The sequence below is a fragment of the Bartonella sp. AP20NXHL genome, assembly GCF_042196165.1.
GTDB lineage: Bacteria > Pseudomonadota > Alphaproteobacteria > Rhizobiales > Rhizobiaceae > Bartonella.
This window is the reverse complement of the sequence record NZ_JBHIPV010000012.1, coordinates 1-19,622: the sequence shown is the minus strand read 5'-3', so window position 1 is coordinate 19,622 and position 19,622 is coordinate 1. Positions and strand designations below refer to the sequence as shown.

The 19,622-nt window shown below is 37.6% G+C and carries 14 protein-coding genes, 2 tRNA genes and 2 pseudogenes; 12 read left to right on the top strand and 6 right to left on the bottom strand.

What is annotated here, in order from left to right; all coding sequences use genetic code 11:
- Positions 1-14 precede the first annotated feature (14 nt).
- Together ACFILL_RS07345 and ACFILL_RS07340 are read left to right on the top strand one after the other, a co-directional pair.
- Positions 15-545 (top strand): hypothetical protein, encoded by a 531-nt coding sequence (locus ACFILL_RS07345; RefSeq protein WP_375643603.1) that lies wholly within the window; start codon positions 15-17, stop codon positions 543-545.
- Between the two features lie 290 nt (positions 546-835).
- Complete coding sequence (locus tag ACFILL_RS07340; RefSeq protein ID WP_375643599.1) at positions 836-2,218, top strand: DEAD/DEAH box helicase; 1,383 nt, start codon at positions 836-838, stop codon at positions 2,216-2,218.
- Between the two features lie 1,389 nt (positions 2,219-3,607).
- Here the strand turns inward: ACFILL_RS07340 and ACFILL_RS07335 are convergent.
- Positions 3,608-3,682: transfer RNA gene (locus ACFILL_RS07335), tRNA-Asn, on the bottom strand.
- 200 nt (positions 3,683-3,882) lie between these two features.
- Between ACFILL_RS07335 and ACFILL_RS07330 the strand changes: the two genes are divergently transcribed.
- From ACFILL_RS07330 to ACFILL_RS07305, 6 genes and pseudogenes are all read left to right on the top strand, one after another.
- Positions 3,883-3,956, top strand: a tRNA-Cys gene (locus ACFILL_RS07330).
- A gap of 220 nt (positions 3,957-4,176) precedes the next feature.
- Positions 4,177-4,851, top strand: coding sequence for a protein-L-isoaspartate O-methyltransferase (locus ACFILL_RS07325; RefSeq protein WP_273791442.1), 675 nt, complete (start codon positions 4,177-4,179; stop codon positions 4,849-4,851).
- A 66-nt stretch (positions 4,852-4,917) separates the two neighbouring features.
- Positions 4,918-6,210, top strand: a complete 1,293-nt coding sequence (locus ACFILL_RS07320; protein ID WP_375631475.1) for a TolC family outer membrane protein — start codon at positions 4,918-4,920, stop codon at positions 6,208-6,210.
- A 248-nt stretch (positions 6,211-6,458) separates the two neighbouring features.
- A complete protein-coding gene (locus tag ACFILL_RS07315) occupies positions 6,459-7,013 on the top strand; it encodes a DUF2497 domain-containing protein (RefSeq protein WP_273791444.1) in 555 nt (184 codons plus the stop codon).
- 137 nt (positions 7,014-7,150) lie between these two features.
- A complete protein-coding gene (locus ACFILL_RS07310) occupies positions 7,151-9,874 on the top strand; it encodes a valine--tRNA ligase (RefSeq protein WP_375643600.1) in 2,724 nt (907 codons plus the stop codon).
- A 1,072-nt stretch (positions 9,875-10,946) separates the two neighbouring features.
- Positions 10,947-11,737 (top strand): annotated as a pseudogene (locus tag ACFILL_RS07305) (tetratricopeptide repeat protein).
- Between the two features lie 102 nt (positions 11,738-11,839).
- Here ACFILL_RS07305 and ACFILL_RS07300 read toward each other — a convergent pair.
- The 5 genes from ACFILL_RS07300 to xth all read right to left on the bottom strand — a co-directional run bounded on the left by ACFILL_RS07300 (position 11,840) and on the right by xth (position 16,023).
- Entirely contained in the window at positions 11,840-12,586 is a 747-nt protein-coding gene (locus ACFILL_RS07300) for an amino acid ABC transporter ATP-binding protein (protein ID WP_273791447.1), read from the bottom strand.
- Positions 12,587-12,597: 11 nt separating this feature from the next.
- Positions 12,598-13,314, bottom strand: a complete 717-nt coding sequence (locus ACFILL_RS07295) for an amino acid ABC transporter permease (protein ID WP_273791448.1) — start codon at positions 13,312-13,314, stop codon at positions 12,598-12,600.
- A 2-nt stretch (positions 13,315-13,316) separates the two neighbouring features.
- A complete protein-coding gene (locus ACFILL_RS07290; protein WP_273791449.1) occupies positions 13,317-14,069 on the bottom strand; it encodes an amino acid ABC transporter permease in 753 nt (250 codons plus the stop codon).
- Between the two features lie 141 nt (positions 14,070-14,210).
- Positions 14,211-15,116 (bottom strand): transporter substrate-binding domain-containing protein, encoded by a 906-nt coding sequence (locus ACFILL_RS07285; RefSeq protein ID WP_375631472.1) that lies wholly within the window; start codon positions 15,114-15,116, stop codon positions 14,211-14,213.
- Between the two features lie 124 nt (positions 15,117-15,240).
- Complete coding sequence (gene xth, locus ACFILL_RS07280; protein WP_273791451.1) at positions 15,241-16,023, bottom strand: exodeoxyribonuclease III; 783 nt, start codon at positions 16,021-16,023, stop codon at positions 15,241-15,243.
- A 492-nt stretch (positions 16,024-16,515) separates the two neighbouring features.
- Between xth and rpsL the strand changes: the two genes are divergently transcribed.
- The 4 genes and pseudogenes from rpsL to ACFILL_RS07260 form a co-directional block, all read left to right on the top strand.
- Positions 16,516-16,887: a 30S ribosomal protein S12 gene (gene rpsL, locus ACFILL_RS07275; protein ID WP_005773262.1), complete on the top strand. Its 372-nt coding sequence runs from the start codon at positions 16,516-16,518 to the stop codon at positions 16,885-16,887.
- Between the two features lie 18 nt (positions 16,888-16,905).
- A complete protein-coding gene (rpsG, locus tag ACFILL_RS07270) occupies positions 16,906-17,376 on the top strand; it encodes a 30S ribosomal protein S7 (protein ID WP_273791452.1) in 471 nt (156 codons plus the stop codon).
- A 23-nt stretch (positions 17,377-17,399) separates the two neighbouring features.
- Positions 17,400-19,484, top strand: coding sequence for an elongation factor G (fusA, locus tag ACFILL_RS07265; protein WP_273791453.1), 2,085 nt, complete (start codon positions 17,400-17,402; stop codon positions 19,482-19,484).
- Between the two features lie 62 nt (positions 19,485-19,546).
- Positions 19,547-19,622, top strand: a pseudogene (locus ACFILL_RS07260) (elongation factor Tu); the annotation flags it as partial.

Here is a 19,622-nt window from a genome sequence, read left to right as displayed (position 1 = left end):
CAAGAAGTATAATGATGAAACCTATTTTTTATTCGGTGCTGAGTCTATTTTTCTTTTTGATTGTTAATCAACAGAGTTTAGCATCTCAGCCAACGATAGTACAAAAAGCTGAACTTTCAAGAGTTGTTGTTGATGTCAATAATGCTATAAAAAATAGGGATTTTATGCCTATTTCTCGTTATATGCCTGAGCGGCTTTATAAAGAGATGGCACATCGATTGAATACAACAGAGAGTGCTTTACGTAGTGATTTTCTTCAACAGTTGCATAGGAAATTTGAGGGTTTGCCTTCTGGTGCTTATTATTTAGATAAAGAAAATATAGAGTATTTACAAACTGATAATGGTACTTTGTATGCTTTAATTCCAACAGTTCTTGATATGAAGGATCGCATCATTCAATATAAAACTTTGGCGATTTTTGATAAAAACCAATGGTATTTAATTTATGGCGGTCAAAAAACTTTACAAAATCCAGTTTTTCTCGAGATTTATCCTGATTTTATCAAGGTACATTTACCGATGGACACAGTCATCAAAAAGTAAACGATCTAAATATTGTTTTTATTCATGATAAATGTATTTCGTAAAGTTCTTGCTTTTTTATCATAATCCAAAGATAATAGAGATGAAGGCATTTAGGCTGGTTTGTTGGCTTTTTGTAAAGTGAAGTTTATACGCCTTTATCTTGATTTCAAGGTGTTCATAAGTTGCGCAAGCCGCTTTTTAGGCGTTGCTTCATTTAAAATGTCAGGGATTTCTCTTGCGCGGATTCTTGAGTGAAGAGTTCAGATGGTTACTTCTTTTGAGTTCTTCAGCTAAGGAAAGATTTTATTTTGCCTATAAAAGAAGAAAATGTTTTTACAAAGTTAGGTTTACCTACTCTTTTGATTAAAAATTTACTCATTGCTGGGATGAGTAAACCTAAACCTATACAAGAACAAGCTATTCCAGTGATGTTGAAAGGACACGATATTTTAGGTGTTGCTCAGACAGGCTCTGGAAAAACCTTGGCATTTGGTTTACCTATTTTAAGTCAGATTTTGGCTTTGGGTGATAAACGCTGTCCTAAAACTGCACGCGCTTTGATTTTAGCTCCAACGCGTGAACTTGCTGTTCAGATTGATGAAACGATCCGTACTGTGGCGAAAGGAGCACATCTTTCAACATGTCTTATTTTTGGGGGCGTATCACGTTTAAAACAAATTAAACGTATGGAATCAGGTGTGGATGTTTTGATAGCGACTCCAGGGCGTTTGAGAGATCTTGTTCGTGAAAAGTGTGTTGATCTTTCCCAATCTCGTTTTTTGATTTTGGATGAAGCAGATCGTATGTTGGATATGGGGTTTATTCATGATGTTAAGCAAATTGCAAAGCTTTTGCATCAAGAGCGTCAGACAGCACTCTTTTCTGCAACAATGCCGAGAGAAATTGCTGTGCTTGCAAAATGTTTACTCAATGATCCGGTTAAAATTGAAGTTGTTCCTCAAGGTACTACGGCTGTAGAGATTTGCCAAAAATTATATTGTGTTCCTACGAATGAAAAAAAGAATGTTTTAAGTAAACTTTTGACAAATCCAGCTTTTGATTCGGTTATTGTTTTTACTCGAACTAAACATGGGGCAGATGCTGTCACACGTAGTTTAGAAAAGATAGGATATTTAGTCGCAACAATTCATGGAAATAAATCACAAGGTGCTCGCCAGTCTGCTTTAAAAGCTTTTCGTGAAAGATCTGTGCAGATCCTAGTGGCAACAGATATTGCTGCACGCGGTATTGATATACCAGGGATAAGTCACGTTATTAATTACGACTTACCAGATGAAGCTGAAAGTTATGTACATCGTATTGGTCGTACAGGACGTAATGGCGCATCTGGTGTAGCACTTACGCTTTTTGATGAGAAGATAGAAAGGTCCCGCTTGCGTGCTATAGAGCGCTTGATTCGTATGAAATTGGTGGCTGAGGCTGTTCCAGAACAATTTGCAGCGTTTCCAGAAAAGCCAATTGTGCGAGAAAGTAAAGAAAACGAAAACGATAAGGAACGCCGTTTTAAAAAATCTAAACGTCAAAAACAGTTTTTAGGTCGAAAAGATGATACCGCACAGTTGCAGCGGAAGAATTCTTCACCTCAAAATGAGAGGCATAAAAAAGCAAAAGCGGTGGCAAAGCGTGCAAAGACTTTTCGTTTTCGGAAATCAGTTAAGAAGGCTGCTTAGATAAAGTCTTGAAAAAAGATCATGTACAGGAGATTTTTTACTTTTGTTGATTTATTCTCAATTGAAAAGAGCTATAAAATACTCTTGTCAAAGTAAGAAGACCCTTTAGAGGTTTTCATTTTTTAGAAATGAAAACCTCTAACTGTTTGGATTTATTTGAAAATCTTTAAAAAATCATTATTGTAAGAGGCAATTATTTATTTGCTTTATTCCCATTTTTTAAAATGGGAATAAAAGTAGATTTTATTTATATAAAATTATTTTTATATAGGATGTGTTTTATCTTTAATGATGACTTTTAATTTTAAAAATTGATGTCTAATAATAACTCACTGTTTTATATATTGAATAGTTCATTATATCGTGAAATTTTTTTCATTTTGAAGCTATTTATGCGGATCAATCAAAAGTATTCACTTGCACGTTATATGTGAAATTATTGTATAAATGGACATTTGAGAAATAAATAAAATGATTCTTATAAACTCTTTCAAAGGCAAGGGGGGTTGCTAAGATTGAGAGTTGGAAAATAGTATGATGGTATGGCTTTTATTATAAATAAAGATGGGGCTGATCAATCGATTTCATTTTTACCATTTACGGGAGTCACTGTGAAAGAGACTTGGGGGATTTAAGAGATATCTCTTTAAAAAAGCGTGTGACTGCATAATACAATAGCGAGAATGTCATGATTTCTGAAGGCTTTCTCAGGATTCTCAACAATTTAGCTCGTTATCTTTGTTTTTACTGTAAAACACTATTAGTTTGGGAGGATATAAAGTCTACAAAACTTTATGCATTAAATGTTTTATGACAGTGTCATGAATATCCAAGGCAAGGTTGTTTGTAAAGCGTTGAAGTGGTTAGCAGGAGGAACAACCTGTTAGATAAGACGTCGGAGTGTTTACAGACTTGTTTTATGTTTTTTGCTTTTAGGATGGGGAGGAGGTTATGTGGGGTGTATGGAGATAATATATGACCTTGATTGTTGTTTCTTTCATTTTTCAAAATGATTGCTTCATGAGCAGGCTTTTAAGTTTAATTCCTTTATTGAGTACAAATCATTCTTTCTTTGGAAAAAAATATATGAGACCGATTCATTGCTGATGGAGCTTAATAATTCATCTCTGATGAAAGAAATCGTAATTTATAATATGCAAATAATTGCTGTGTTCTCTTATAAAGGCGCGGTAGTTTGAAAAAAGTAATCTTATTTGTGCTATTTTAAAATGAATCAATTGCTTTTTGCGTTCATTGCAAAAAATACATCCGGTAGGATATTGCGTTTCTACTTTATTGCAAAAATCCTATTCCATTACTTTTATTAACGAATCCCTCATGTCTAAAAACTTTAGAAAAAACAACAAATTACGTAGAATAAAAGAAAAGTGGCTCCCCGGGCCGGATTCGAACCAGCGACCAACCGGTTAACAGCCGGTTGCTCTACCGCTGAGCTACCGGGGAACGGTGCCCAATCATTTAATTGAAAAGGCTATAGCTTGAAAAGGCTATAGCAAAGCAATACTGATTTGCAAAGGATAAAATTACTTTTTTTAAAAAAATATGATAAATTGTGTAATAAGAGGAAAAAAGGCGAGAGAAGATTTCTACACCTTGACGGATGCGTTGCCTTCCCTTATTGAAACCTTTATGTTTGTTGACGAGGCCTCGTGGCGGAATGGTTACGCAGAGGACTGCAAATCCTTGTATCCCGGTTCGATTCCGGGCGAGGCCTCCAGCCGATTTTAAACGAAACGGCTTTTAGGGGAGATGAGGTATAGGAAAATAGATTATTTCCCTCTATTCTTGTGAAGACACTTTTGTATGAGAGATTATACAGTTAAAATCTAATTGTTGACTGTAGCATCCTTTTTTGTAATGCCCATAGTTTAAGAGATCTTTATCCCTTATTGTCGCTGTTTGGTTTGTTTTTTGTAGGTTAGGAGAAAATATTCGTTATGGTTGCAGATTTTGCTGAGCTTCGTCGCAAAATGGTTGACAATCAAATTCGTACAGTCGATGTAACGGATTTATCAGTTCTTGAAGCCTTTTTAACGGTGTCTCGTGAAGATTTTGTATCGGAAGATATGAAAGTGTTAAGTTATCTTGATACCGATATTGTTCTATGTCCAGAGCAAGATGGGGTTCCTGCACGCTATTTGATGAAACCTGCATCTCTAGCGAAATTACTACAGCTTGCCGCTTTAAAATCATCAGATGTTGTTTTAGATATTGGTGCAAATAGTGGTTATTGTGCAGCGTTGCTTGCAAAACTTGCAGGGTCTGTGATTGCGCTGGAAAGTAATAAATCTCTCTTTGAACGTGCTCTTGAAGCTTTAGAACGTAATCAATGTGATAATGTGGTTGTCGTTCATGGTCCATTAGAGCAAGGATATGCTGTTGAGGGACCTTATGATGTGATTTTCATTGAGGGATCTGTTGATTTTATTCCTCAGGGTATCTTTGATCAAATGAAAGACTGTGGACGTCTTGTTGTGGTTGAAGGGTATGGAAATGCTGCTGTTGCACAAATCTATATAAAAGAAGATGGGATCATCTCGGCTCGTCGTGCTTTTAATCTCGCTGTAAAGCCTCTTCCTTGTTTTTTCAAAACACCTGGTTTTGTGTTTTAGTGCTTGTTTGTTTTGTGAATAAAAGATAATTTTGTAATTTATTTGGGGTTTGTTATTGTGTGTATTATGTTTAGAATAAACAAGAAGTTTCAGGCATGTTTATTACTGGTGTTGAGTGTTTTACTATCAGAGACTGTTTGTGCTGAAACATTGATGGATGCCTTTTCTAAGGCTTATAAATATAATGCTAAGTTGAATAGTGAACGTGCAGCTGTGCGTATATCCAGTGATGATGTTGTCATTGCGCGATCAGGGTTATTGCCACAAGTTGAGGGGGTTGGGAACTATGGGCGGAATAAGTCTTTTACAGGTCCTTATGTCACTTCTGGATCTATAGGAGTGAGATTAAATCAAAGATTATTTGATGGTTTTATCACGCAAAATATCTTTTCTTCAGCTCAAGTTAAGTTGCAGGCTCAGCGTGAATATCTTCGTAATGTTGAACAAAATACGTTTCTAGAGGTGGTGACCGCTTATGCTAATGTCTATCACGCACGTCGTGTTGCCGATCTTCGGAGAGAAAATTTGGCAGCTCTTGAGGAACACGTTCGTTCCAATAAAGCAAAATTTGATGTGGGTGAAGGAGGGCATGTTGATCTTGCTCAAGCTCAAGCTGCACGTTCCGTGGCGGTTTCAGAGCTGAGTCTTGCTCGTGCTGATGTAAAAGCAGCAGAGGCAGTGTATCGACAAGTTATTGGTTCTGATCCTGAAAAGTTAAAACGCCCACCCATAGCCAAAGATTTTCCCGTCAACCTTGATATGGCTTACCAAATGAGTGTTGTGATGCATCCAGCAATCCTTTATGCTAAATATTTAGTTGATGCGAGTGCTTATAATGTAAAGGCGAAAGAAGGGGCATTGCTCCCTAAAGTTGATTTTTCTGCAACAGCATCTTATAATCGAATCTACAGCGGGGTTGGAGAAGATGGCGTTTCTAAATCTGTAGGATTGTCAGTAAGTGTCCCAATCTTTGAAGGAGGGCGTACGTCTGCGCAAATTCGCCAATCAAGGGAACAGCTTGGACAGGCGCAGCTTCAACTCGATTTGGCGCATAGTAATACGAGGCAAGCACTGACTTCTGCTTGGTTTCAGTTGGAGGGTGCACGCTCATCTGTTATTGCTTACCGTGAAAGTGTTCGTGCTGCTGAAATTGCTCTGAAAGGTCGTGTTCAAGAAAATCGCGTAGGGCAAGCAACGACGCTGGATGTTTTAAATTCTCGTACTCTATTGATTAATGCTCAGATTGCGCTTGCAATGGCGGAGCGTAATGCTGTTGTGGCGAGCTATAGTGTTCAATCTTCTATTGGTAAATTGACTGCAAGTTATTTAGGTTTAAAAACAATTAAATATATCCGATAATGTATAAAAATATCTCTTTAATCTTAAATTATTTTAGTTTTTAAAAGATTAGTAAATCAACAGTTGAATATGTTAAAAAATATTGCGGCGAGATATTATCTTTATAAGTGTAGAAAACTGTGTGTAGCGCCCTCTTTATGACAAGCATATTTGAAAATATCGTGGGAGGCATGTTGATCTTATAATTCTTTTGCATACACTGAAAATATGATTCTATTTGTTGTTGCGTCTTTGAGAGGTTGTAAAGTATGGTACAGAGTTCAAGCGTGTTACGTGAGCCAAGTATGGATGAAATTTTAACATCTATTCGTGAAATAATCGAAGAAAATGCGGTTCAATCTGATCACTTTTTAAATGAAGATGTTGCAGTGAATGCTTCAGAAGTTGCATCAGAGAGTATTTATGATACAGCCTTATCGGTTGATGATGCTATGAAAGCTTTAGCTGATCGTATTGGTCTTTCATCTGAAAATCAAGGGGGGAAGATAACGCAAGAGAAAGAGGATATAGAGGCAGAAAATAATACAGTTGGTATGGATATGCAAAAGATGAAGCTTTCTTCTGAAGAACGGAATTCTGTTTATAAAGCAAAAGAATATGAAGATGAGATAAGGAAATCACAGTCAGATGCAGGAAGGGATGGTCATGTGGAATTGTCTGCATATTGTATTTCTTCTGCAGAAAAGATTGCAAAGGATGTGTTGCGTCCGGCTATAGCAGAATGGTTACAGTCTAAATTGCCTATTTTGCTGGAAGATATTTTGCGTGAAGAGATTGTGAAGGCGATTAAAAAATCGTCTTAATTATTTTTATGTTTTTCATTTTATGGGGATTTTGTTTGCGATTTTGCGAGCTCTCTAGTGAATGGCTGAGATTCACGAGATTCTGATCAGGTTTTGATCATATATTGTGTTTTTCAGCGGCGTTATGGATGGATAGAATGTTAGAAAAAAACTATGATGCTTCCTCTATAGAGCAACGGGTTGCAAAGAGATGGGAGACTCGTGGGGCTTTTAAAGCGGGAGCTGGTTCTAAAAGCGATGCAGAACCTTTTTGCGTTATGCTTCCACCTCCTAATGTTACAGGCTCACTTCATATGGGGCATGCGCTCAATACGACAATTCAAGATATAATAGTTAGATTTCAGCGGATGCGTGGCAAAAATGTGTTGTGGCAGCCTGGTATGGATCATGCTGGGATTGCTACACAAATGGTTGTGGAGCGTCAACTTGCAGAACGTCAAGAGCCAACGCGTCAAGAAATGGGGAGAGAAAAGTTTATTGAGCGTATTTGGGAATGGCGTTATGAAACTGGAGGCGTTATTGCAAACCAGTTGCGTCGCCTTGGGGTTTCATGTGATTGGTCGCGTGAGCGGTTTACAATGGATGAGGGGTTGTCGCAGGCGGTTCGTGAAGTCTTTGTCACGCTTTATAAGCAAGGGTTGATATATAGGGATAAGCGTCTCGTTAATTGGGATCCTAAATTGTTGACAGCTATTTCAGATCTTGAAGTTGAGCAAAAAGAAGTTCAAGGACATTTGTGGCACTTTAGATATCCACTTGAAGGTAAAACTTTTGATCCAAATGATGCTACAACTTTTATAACAGTGGCGACAACACGACCAGAAACAATGCTTGGTGATACAGGAATTGCTGTTAATCCTGAAGATGAGCGTTATAAAAATCTTATCGGTAAAAATGCTCTTTTGCCGCTTGTTGGTCGTAGGTTATTAATTGTGGGTGATAGCCATGCTGATCCTGAGGCTGGAAGTGGTGCTGTAAAAATCACACCAGCTCATGACTTTAATGACTTTGAAGTAGGACAGCATAATCATTTACGCTTGATCAATATTTTTACCCAAAAAGCCGAAATTTTTCTTCGTGAAAATGAAGCATTTTTCGATGGTTTGATTTTATCAGATGAATTAAAAATGTTAGTAGAAAATCTCGATAAATCTGATCGTTTTGTTGCTCGCCAGAAGATTATTTCTTTGATGGAAGAACAGGGATATTTAGCTTCTGTTGATGATCATACCCATATGGTTCCTCATGGAGATCGCAGTGGTGTCCCTATTGAGCCTTTTTTGACAGATCAATGGTATGTTCATGCTGCTGAATTAGCAAAGCCAGCGATAGAGGCTGTTCAACAAGGAAAAACGCAGTTTGTTCCCGATAACTGGAAAAAGACTTACTTCAATTGGATGCAGAATATTCAACCTTGGTGCATTTCTCGCCAATTATGGTGGGGACATCAGATTCCTGCTTGGTATGGTCCTGATGGAACGGTTTTTGTTGAAAAAAGTGAAAAAGAGGCTTTAGATTCAGCTTTTGCTCATTATGGTGAGGTTGTTGACTTAATCCGTGATCCGGATGTTTTAGATACGTGGTTTTCATCAGCTCTTTGGCCTTTTTCAACATTAGGATGGCCAAATAAAACGACTGAATTATCTACTTTTTACCCAACATCTTTATCTGTGACAGGATTTGATATTATTTTTTTCTGGGTTGCTCGTATGATGATGATGGGACTTCACTTTATGGGTGACGTTCCTTTCCCAACGGTTTATGTGCATGCTCTTGTGCGGGATCAAAAGGGCGCAAAGATGTCAAAATCAAAGGGAAATATTATTGATCCCTTAGAGCTTATTGATCAATATAGTGCTGATGCACTTCGATTTACTTTAGCTATTATGGCAGCACAAGGTCGTGATGTAAAACTTGATGTTTCCCGTATTGCTGGTTATCGTAATTTTGCTACGAAATTGTGGAATGCTACCCGATTTGCACAGATGAATGGTGTGAAGCATGATCCAGCTTTTAAACCAGAACAAGCAAAACTGGCGCTTAATCGTTGGATTTTAACAGAGTTATCTAAAACAATTTCAGCAGTTACGACTGGTATTGAACACTATAAATTTAATGAGTCAGCTGCCACTCTTTACCGTTTCATTTGGAATACATTATGTGATTGGTATTTGGAGCTTCTCAAACCTATTTTTCAGGGGGAAAATGAAGATGCTAAAAATGAGGCTCAAGCTTGTACTGCTTGGGTTTTAGATGAAGTTTATAAACTTCTTCATCCTTTTATGCCTTATATGACGGAAGAGTTGTGGTCTCTTACAGAAACGCAAGCCATCAAGCGTGAGGATATGCTCGCATTGACAAAATGGCCAGAGGAAACATTGATAGATGAAGAAGCTGCTGATGATATTAATTGGCTTATTGATGTCGTTACGGGGATTCGGTCTGTACGTTTTGAAATGAATATTCCAGTGGCGACACAAGCACCTCTTGTTGTTGTTGAAGGAGGGGAAGTAACGCGAGAGCGTGTGAAGCGTTATGATGCACTTCTTAAAAAATTAGCGCGTATTGAAGTTATTGATTTCTCTGATAAAGTTCCGGAAGTATCAGCACAAATGATTTTGGGAGAGGCTGTTTTTTGTTTACCATTAGGACAGTTGATTGATTTGGAGGCTGAACGTGTTCGTTTGAGGAAGGATGTCAGTAAAATTGAACAAGATATTGAAAAAATATCGCTTAAGTTAAACAACCCCAAATTTATAGCAAATGCAAAAGCAGAAATTGTTGAGCGTGAGCGGAACAGGGTTGTAGAACTGCGTGCAGCGCAGAAGAAAATATTTGTTGCTTTAGAGCGGTTAGATTGATTTCAACTTTTTCTTTTGTTAGTTTTTCATGAACGATCATAAAATCTCTACTGAAATCCATTGTTTTATGTTTATCATTAAAGAGACATCTTTTAAGGCGTCCAAGCCTATTCCACGACGTAGATCATGAATGGTATAACGGTAAATCCATTGAGCTTCCCTTCTTTATGCTTGTGAAGTAACAAGCGCCGGTACCATTCTGTCCAATCCGGACAGCCCTTGGCACTTAAGACCGTTCATAAGAGGCATTTTTAGTTCTTTCTTACACAGAGTTTTTATCCACATAGCTTTCTCTGCTTGTAATGTGCAAGCGGATGATTTTGATTGATTTAACATGGAGCACGTTTGGAATGAGAGAATCTTACGATATTCGAGGGCCTCATTCAACATGCAAAAAGGAAAATTATAATTATAAATCAATTTCTTGCTTTATTACTGTAAAATATCATCATTTAGAGTAGCAATATAAGGTATGTAAAATTACACATGTGGTATTTTTTTGTATGAGTGGTGAGTATTCTAAGGTAGAACTTGTGTGTAAAGTATGAAGTAACCCCATGTGAAATGATGTTAGGTGCAATCCGTTAAATAAAAAGCTGTATTGTTTATAGATTGACGGAGACAAAAAACTTCCTCCTTAAGGTGGTAAGGCAGTCGTGAAGTTATAAGTTAATTATCATCATTATATTTATCCATCTTTCGTATTGTTTTTTATACTTAAACGCTTACCATTCATCATGTATTCTCTTCGTTCTCAAGTTACTGTTTAATGCACGTTATTTTATTGAACGATTTTTGCTCATACGTATAAAATTTTAAGATCGATAAATCTTAGAATGTTAAAGGATGTGTTACAAAATATAGAATGATGATTTATATTTAAAAATCAATTTGTTATATATAAAAATGGATACTTAATTTTATCGAACATTTTGGATGGTTTTTATCTATTTGTTTTTTCTTTTAAAATTTTTACTTTAAAATTGCGTATGCTTCTTACTAAGAAAAAGAGTTTAAATATCTACAAAGAAATTCGTAACAGATATAATCATTAAAATTTAGGTAGGGGGAAATGGTTAATAGGTTTCAGATATGGAAAAAAGTCACGATTGTTGTGATTTTAGGGGGATTCTTTTCGACTGTTTATGTAATAGATGTCAATAGCTTGCAAGAAGCGAATGATGGTTCGTTTTATTTTTTAAAACGTGGCATGTCTTCTTATAAAAATGGGCATATAAATCAGGCTATTGCAGCATTACGTTGTGCAGCTAAGAGAGGCCATATTGGTGCGAATTGGAAACTTGGCTCTATCTATGCAAACGGTGATGGTGTCTCTAAAAATGATTATAAGGCATATAATTTTTTTGCATATATTGTTGAAAAAGGTGCTGATCTTGGTTCAGAGGATGAAAGTTATGTTTCTGACGCATTGGTTAAACTTGCGGGATATATAAAAAAGGTATTCCTCAATCACCTGTGAAACCTGATCCTTCTTATGCTGCTCATCTTTATATGCAGGCTGCGGTAAACTATGGAAATCCTAAAGCTCAGTATCATTTAGGAAAAATATTTTTAAAGGGAGAGGGAAGGGAGAAAAATCTTATACAAGCAGCACGATGGTTTCAACTTTCAGCAAAAAAAGGAAATCCTTCCGCCCAAGCAATGCTTGGAAATATACTGCTTAAAGAAGGAAAAATTGTCCGTGGGGCAGCAATGTTAACTGCTGCCTATGAAAAAGCTAACGTAAAAGACAAAAATTGGATTCACCCTTTGCAAGAAGAGGCTTTTGCTCTTTGTAATGAATCTGAGAGACGTACAGCAATTTCACTGGTTGCTGAGATTTTAAAGAATAACAGTTTTTAAACATCTGATTGTAATATTTTTACATTCTCTCATCTTATATTAAACTCTGTTTCCTTGTATACAAGTTCATAGTAAAGATAACTTTTTATGACAATATAACGACTAATGACTTAGGATTTTAGACAAAAATTCTTGCGTTCTCGGTTTTCTTGCTTGCGGATCAGAAAAGAACTCTTTAGATGAACAGTCTTCAAGAATTGTTCCTTGATCTATGAAAATAACACGCTCCGAGACTTTTTGTGCAAATCCCATTTCATGGGTTACACAAATCATCGTCATACCTTCTTCTGCTAAGCTAATCATGACATCGAGTACTTCACCTACCATTTCAGGATCGAGAGCAGATGTTGGTTCATCAAAAAGCATGACAAGTGGATCCATAGTTAAGGCACGTGCAATAGCAACACGTTGTTGTTGCCCTCCAGAAAGTTGACCAGGATATTTATCTTTGTGTTCAATGAGTCCAACGCGTTCAAGATATAACAATCCACGTTCAAGTGCTTCTTTTTTGCTTCGTTTTAGGACTTTGATTTGTGCAATTGTCAAATTTTCTGTGACAGATAAATGGGGGAAAAGCTCGAAGTGTTGAAACACCATTCCTACCTGACTTCGCAATTTAGGCAGATTCGTTTTTTTTGAATGAACAGGTATTCCATTAATCCAAATTTCACCTTTTTGAAAAGGGACGAGAGCGTTAATAGTTTTAATGAGTGTTGACTTTCCGGAGCCTGATGGACCACAAACGACAACGACTTCTCCTTTATTAATGTTGGTTGTACAGTTTTTAAGGACTTTAATTTCGCCATACCAATTAGAAACATTTTTTATTTCGATCATATGAGTAGACATTTTTTTTCCTGTTAGCGAATAATGGATACTTTTTTTTGTAAATACAAAACTATTTGTGACAGCGTAAAACAGATAACAAAATAGAAAATAGCTGCTAAGATATAAGCTTCTTGCTTTACACCAAAATTATTAGCAGCAATATCAAAACCATTCAAAAGGCTATGACCACTGATGGCATAAACAAGGGTTGTATCCTGAAAAAGGATAATAACTTGTGTTAAAAAGACTGGAAGCATATCTCTAAAGGCTTGAGGAAGAATGACAATGTACATACTTTGCCAATATGTCATTCCAAGAGCTTGTCCTGCATATTTTTGTCCTTGCGGAACTGAATTGATTCCAGCACGCATAATCTCAGCAAAATAAGCCGTTTCAAATGCGGTAAAGGTAATGAGTGCTGATTTATTTGCACCGATGGATATACCGGTTAAAAAAGGTAGAAGCACGAAAAACCATAAGATAACCATCACAAGTGGTATTGAACGCATAGCTGTTATGTAACCTATTGCAAACCAAGAAAGAAGTTTTATGGAAGAAAGGCGCATCATTGCTAGAAGCGTACCGAAAACAAACCCCAACACCGTTGCAAAAAGAGTTAGAAAAACGCTAAAGAGTAAACCTGATAAAATGTAAGAACGAAATACATCAAAGGTAAAAAAGGAAAAATCAAAGTCGGAAAAATTGAAAGGAGAATAAAGTCCAAACTGAGAGCTTATGAAATTCATCATATTCAATTTCCCTTTGTTTGAAAATTAGGAATTTTGAGTATTTGTTCAATGACTGTCATCACAATGAATACGAATAAGGCTATTAGAATATAAAGAGCCGTAACAAGTAAATAATTTTCGTAAACATGGCTTACCTCTTCAATTGCTTGGTATTGAAATTGCATGAGCTCATTTATTGAAACGGCGAATGCTATAGACGAATTTTTCACAATGCCCATTGCTTCTGAAGTAAGAGGTGGCATAATTGCACGTATAGCACGTGGTAGTATAATATAGCGATAACTTTGATAAGTTGTAAACCCCATTGCCATAGCAGCATAGCGTTGTCCAGAAGGAATCGCTTCAATGCCTGAACGAACCTGTTCTGCAATGCGTGCAGATGTAAAGAATCCCAATGCGCATGTTATTAAGAGAATGGGGGAAAATTTCATCGCTGGTGGATAAATCTTCGGAACAACAAAATACCACAAAAACACTTGTACAAGGAGGGGAATATTACGCATAATCTCTACCCAAATAGTACCGATAGTGCGAAATATATAATTGGTTATGGATGTTTTAGGTAAAGTGCGCATTGTTCCTATAACAACACCACACAATACAGCTAATATAAGTGAAGTGATAGACAATATAACCGTATTTTTAAAGCCATCGAGAAGTGTATCTAAATAGGTATGGCTCACGCCGGGAGTCCCCAAGCATCCTGTTACCAATGTTTGAGTAAGGTCATCTCTACAAAGGAAAGAAAAGTCCATTAATTGATATTCCCTCAAATTAGTCATTCACAAATAGGGCAATAAACCAAGCGCATCTACATAGGCCAAATTTATTAAAAAGTGAATTAAAATATAAACCACACTCAATTTCAAAAGAGTGTGGTTCTTTTTTATTAAATTCTATAAATCTTTTTCTGCGTAGCTTTCTCGAGGTTTATTATTTGGGTGATCCCAAGCATATCTTGTTTGTTTTGACAAGGGAAGGTTCATAACAGTGTTAGCAGGTGGGATCGGTTTCATAAACCACTTATTATAAAGCTTTTCCAGTGATTCATCTTTAATCTGACGTACGATACTATCGTTGATTGTTTGTTCAAATTTTTTGTCATTTAATCTGAGCATACAGGCAATAGGTTCGACTGAAAGTACAGTATCAAGAATGACATAATCAGATGGATTCTTTGATTTAGCAATATGTCCAGCAAGAATTGAAGCGTCCATGACAAAAGCATCTGCCTTACCAGATTCTAATAACAAAAAACTATCTCCGTGATCTTTCCCCTTTAAAACTTTAAACTGAATGTTTTTTGCACGTTTATTTTTACGAATAAGTTGAACAGATGTTGTACCGGTGGTCGTTGCAACTGTTTTTCCATTTAAATCCTCAAGAGATTTAATGTTAGAATTTTTCTTTACAGCAATCCGAACCTCCTCAATGTATGTCGTATAAGCAAATGCTGCTTCTTTACTGCGGGCAAGATCATGTGTTGTTGAGCCGCACTCAAAATCATAGGTTTTATTTTTTAAGAGAGGAATTCTATTTTGAGAAGTGATGGGAAGATAATGAATTTTAATTGGTTTACCAATTTTTTTTGAGATATCATCAATGATCCGTTCTGCCATTTCTGTATGAAAACCTACATATTTATTATTACCAAGGGCGTAGGCTAAACCAGATGATTCACGGACACCTAAAGTAATTTCCCCTGTTCGTTTTATTTTTTCAAGAGTATCATGTTCAGCATGTGCGAAACTTGAGAATCCAATGGCCGTTGCTGCAATAAGCATTAACAATGATTTCTTCATTTATGTCCTCCATTCATTTATTTTTATTTTAGTTGCTTAAGATATACTGTTTATATGCTGTAGCATAGTTATTATTTTTGAGTGGATTTTTTTTGTTGTCTCATGAAATGAGGATTGTACTTTCTTAATTGATATTAAGGTGAATCCAAACAGGAACGTGGTCGGATGGTTTTTGATATCCCCTTACTTCTGCTTGGCTATGAGCGCAAATTAGTTGATCAACAGCTTCTGGTGATAATAATAAATGATCAATGCGAATCCCATTATTCTTAGGCCAGGCACCTGCCTGAAAATCCCAAAAACTGAAGGAGGGAGTATCGGTGACATTCCGGATAGCATCATAAAAACCTAAATGAAGAATACGTTGGAATGCTTTTCTTGTTTCTCCAAGAAATAAGGCATCTTGATACCATTCTTGAGGTTTTTTTGCATCTAATGGAGCGGGGATGACATTATAATCACCCGCTAGAATAAGGGGTTCTTCATACGCAAGCAATGATTTTGCATGTGTATATAATCTTTCCATCCATTCTATCTTATAGGAATATTTTTCACTCTCAATAGGATTCCCATTTGGCAAATAGAGAGATGCAACACGAACAACACCTTTGTTTGTTGAATAAACTGCTTCAATGTAACGTGTTTGTTTATCATTATCATTGCCTGGTAATCGACGGATCACTTCATCTGGTGTTTTTTTAGAGAGAATCGCAACGCCATTAAAACTTTTTTGTCCGTGTGTTTCTATATGGTAACCTAAACTTTCAATTGCATCGCGTGGAAAATTTTCATCAATACTTTTAATTTCCTGTAAACAGACTATGTCCGGCTGGCTTTGCTGCAGCCATTGACATAATGTTTCATGTCGTGCTTTTATCCCGGCAATATTCCACGTTGCTATTTTCATGGCGCTCATCATTAGGTATCAAATATGCAATTCAATTTACTGCATTTATGTTTTGCTACAGTCATATCGCTACTTTTTTATTTATAGGGATATTACTTATGGTAAATTGATTTATCAAGAGTAGCGGTAAAAGCAAATTTAAAGCTTTAAAATTTAATTTATTTTCATTTTTAAAAACTTTCTGCTGTTTAGTTCTTGACGAATGTACGTGTTCTCGCTATTAGAGCATGGATATAGCCGATGTGGGTGTAATCAGGTGCTTTGGATATGAACCGGAAGATTATTCACAGGTGTTAAGAAGATTAAAAGTAAATCCTAGTGCAAAAGGCTACTGCCTTCTCTGCTTATGGTCGGGTAAACTGTTTTTTGCAGGTGTGCCCGATTTTGTGTGTAGACTTAAATATCTGTTCCGATTCTGTTGGGGTGGATGGAAATGAAAATAGAAAAGCCCGATTGGGTGAGAAGAATATAGATCAAAAAGAGGAAGGTTGCATGCCTACCGTAAACCAGTTGATTCGTAAGCCGCGTGTGGCGCCAGTTAAACGTAATAAGGTTCCTGCTCTGCAGTCGAATCCGCAGAAGCGTGGTGTTTGTACGCGTGTTTATACAACAACGCCGAAGAAACCTAATTCTGCTCTTCGTAAAGTTGCTAAAATTCGCTTGACGAATGGATTTGAGGTGATTGGTTATATTCCTGGAGAGGGACATAATCTTCAAGAGCACTCTGTTGTGATGATTCGTGGTGGTCGTGTAAAAGATTTGCCAGGAGTTCGTTATCACATTATTCGTGGTTTGCTTGATACCCAGGGTGTCAAGAATCGTAAACAGCGTCGTTCAAAGTATGGCGCAAAGCGTCCAAAATAATATTGAGAGACAAAGCCAATGTCCCGTCGTCATAGAGCAGAAAAGCGTGAGATTAATCCAGATCCAAAATTTGGTGATTTGGTTATTATGAAATTTATGAATGCCATTATGTTTGATGGTAAAAAATCAGTTGCAGAGCGTATTGTTTATGGTGCACTCGATTCTGTAGAAAAAAGAGTAAAAACAGATCCTGTGGCTCTATTTCATCGGGCCTTAGAGAATGTTGCTCCTCATATTGAGGTTCGTTCACGCCGTGTTGGTGGTGCTACTTATCAAGTTCCGATTGATGTTCGTCCTGATCGTCGTCAGGCTCTTGCTATTCGTTGGTTGATTGCGGCGGCGCGTGGTCGAAATGAAACGACGATGGTTGAGCGTTTATCTGGTGAATTGATGGATGCGGCTAATAATCGTGGTTCTGCCGTGAAAAAGCGTGAAGATGTTCATCGTATGGCTGAAGCTAATCGTGCTTTTTCTCACTATCGCTGGTAGAAGTTTTAAACAAGGCAAATATAATGGCTCGCGAATATAAAATTGAAGATTATCGTAATTTTGGTATTATGGCGCATATTGATGCTGGTAAGACTACGATGACTGAACGTATTCTGTTCTATACCGGTAAGAATCATAAAATTGGCGAGACCCATGATGGTGCTTCTACGATGGATTGGATGGAGCAGGAGCAGGAGCGCGGTATTACGATTACGTCTGCTGCAACAACGACGTTTTGGGAAGGGCAGGACGGTCGGAAGCGTCGCTTTAATATTATTGATACGCCAGGGCATGTTGATTTTACCATTGAAGTTGAGCGCTCTTTGCGTGTTCTTGATGGCGCAATAGCTTTGTTGGATGCAAATGCTGGTGTGGAGCCTCAGACGGAAACTGTTTGGCGGCAAGCTGAGAAATATCGCGTGCCTCGTATGGTTTTTGTTAATAAAATGGACAAAATAGGAGCTGACTTTTATCGTAGTGTGGAGATGGTTGGTTCTCGGTTGGGTGCTAAAGCGCTTGTTTTGCAGTTGCCGATTGGCGCTGAAAATGACTTTGAAGGTGTTGTTGATCTTGTAGAAATGAAGGCTTTAAAGTGGGATGGTTCTATTGGTGCCTCGGCGGTGATAAGTGAAATTCCCTCTGATTTAAAGGAGAAAGCTGAAGAATATCGCGAGAAATTGATTGAGATGGCTGTGGAGGTTGATGAAGCAGCGACAGAGGCTTATTTAGAGGGTGTTATGCCAACCAACGAGCAGCTTGTTTCTCTCATTCGTAGGGGGACAGTAGAAGTTCAGTTTCATCCGGTTCTTTGTGGTACGGCTTTTAAAAACAAGGGGGTTCAGCCACTTTTGGATGCTGTTGTTTCCTATCTTCCTTCTCCAGTTGATATTCCGGCGATTAAGGGTATTGATGTAAAGACTGAGGCTGAGACAACACGCGAATCTTCTGATGATGCTCCGCTATCTATGCTTGCTTTTAAAATTATGAATGATCCTTTTGTTGGTTCATTGACGTTTTGTCGTATTTACTCAGGTAAAGTTCAGAAAGGTATTTCTCTTGAGAATACTGTGAAAAAGAAGAAAGAGCGTTTGGGGCGTATGCTTCAAATGCATTCAAATTCTCGTGAGGATATTGAAGAAGCATTTGCTGGTGATATTGTTGCTCTTGCAGGACTTAAGGAGACGACAACTGGGGATACTCTTTGTGATCCTTTGAAGCCTGTTATTTTGGAGAGGATGGAATTTCCAGAGCCTGTTATTGAGATTGCAATTGAACCGAAAACAAAAGCAGATCAAGAAAAAATGGGTATTGCTCTTAACCGTCTAGCGGCCGAAGATCCTTCATTTCGTGTTAAATCGGATGAGGAATCTGGTCAGACTATTATAGCTGGAATGGGTGAGCTTCATCTTGATATTATTGTTGACCGTATGCGGCGTGAGTTTAAGGTTGAAGCAAATGTTGGGCAGCCTCAAGTTGCTTATCGTGAGTCAATTACTAAAATGGCGGAAATTGATTATACGCATAAGAAGCAATCGGGTGGTGCCGGTCAATTTGCTCGTGTGAAAATTGTTTTTGAGCCTCATGATGGTGATGACTTTATTTTTGAGTCAAAGATTGTTGGTGGTGCTGTTCCTAAAGAATATATTCCCGGCGTCCAAAAGGGGATTGAGAGTGTTATGGGGTCAGGTCCTCTTGCGGGCTTTCCTATGCTTGGTGTAAAAGCGACTCTCATTGATGGTGGTTATCACGATGTTGATTCTTCGGTTTTGGCTTTTGAGATTGCGGCTCGTGCGGCTTTTCGTGATGGGGCAAAGAAGGCTGGTGCACAGCTTCTTGAACCGATCATGAAGGTGGAAGTTGTTACACCAGATGATTATGTTGGTGATGTTATTGGTGATCTCAATTCTCGTCGGGGACAGATTTCAGGAACTGAAGCGCGCGGCATTGCAACGGTTGTGAATGCAATGGTTCCTTTGGCGAATATGTTTGGTTATGTGAATACTCTTCGCTCTATGAGTCAGGGGCGTGCGCAGTATACAATGCAGTTTGATCATTACGAGCCTGTACCTTCGGCTGTTGCTTTGGAGATTCAAAAGAAATACGCGTAATTTCAGGTTGGTAATTAATTTTTAACTTAGTCCTTGGCTTGGACGGAAAATGGAGAGCTCAAATGGCGAAGAGCAAGTTTGAACGAACAAAACCGCATGTTAATATTGGTACGATTGGTCACGTTGATCATGGGAAGA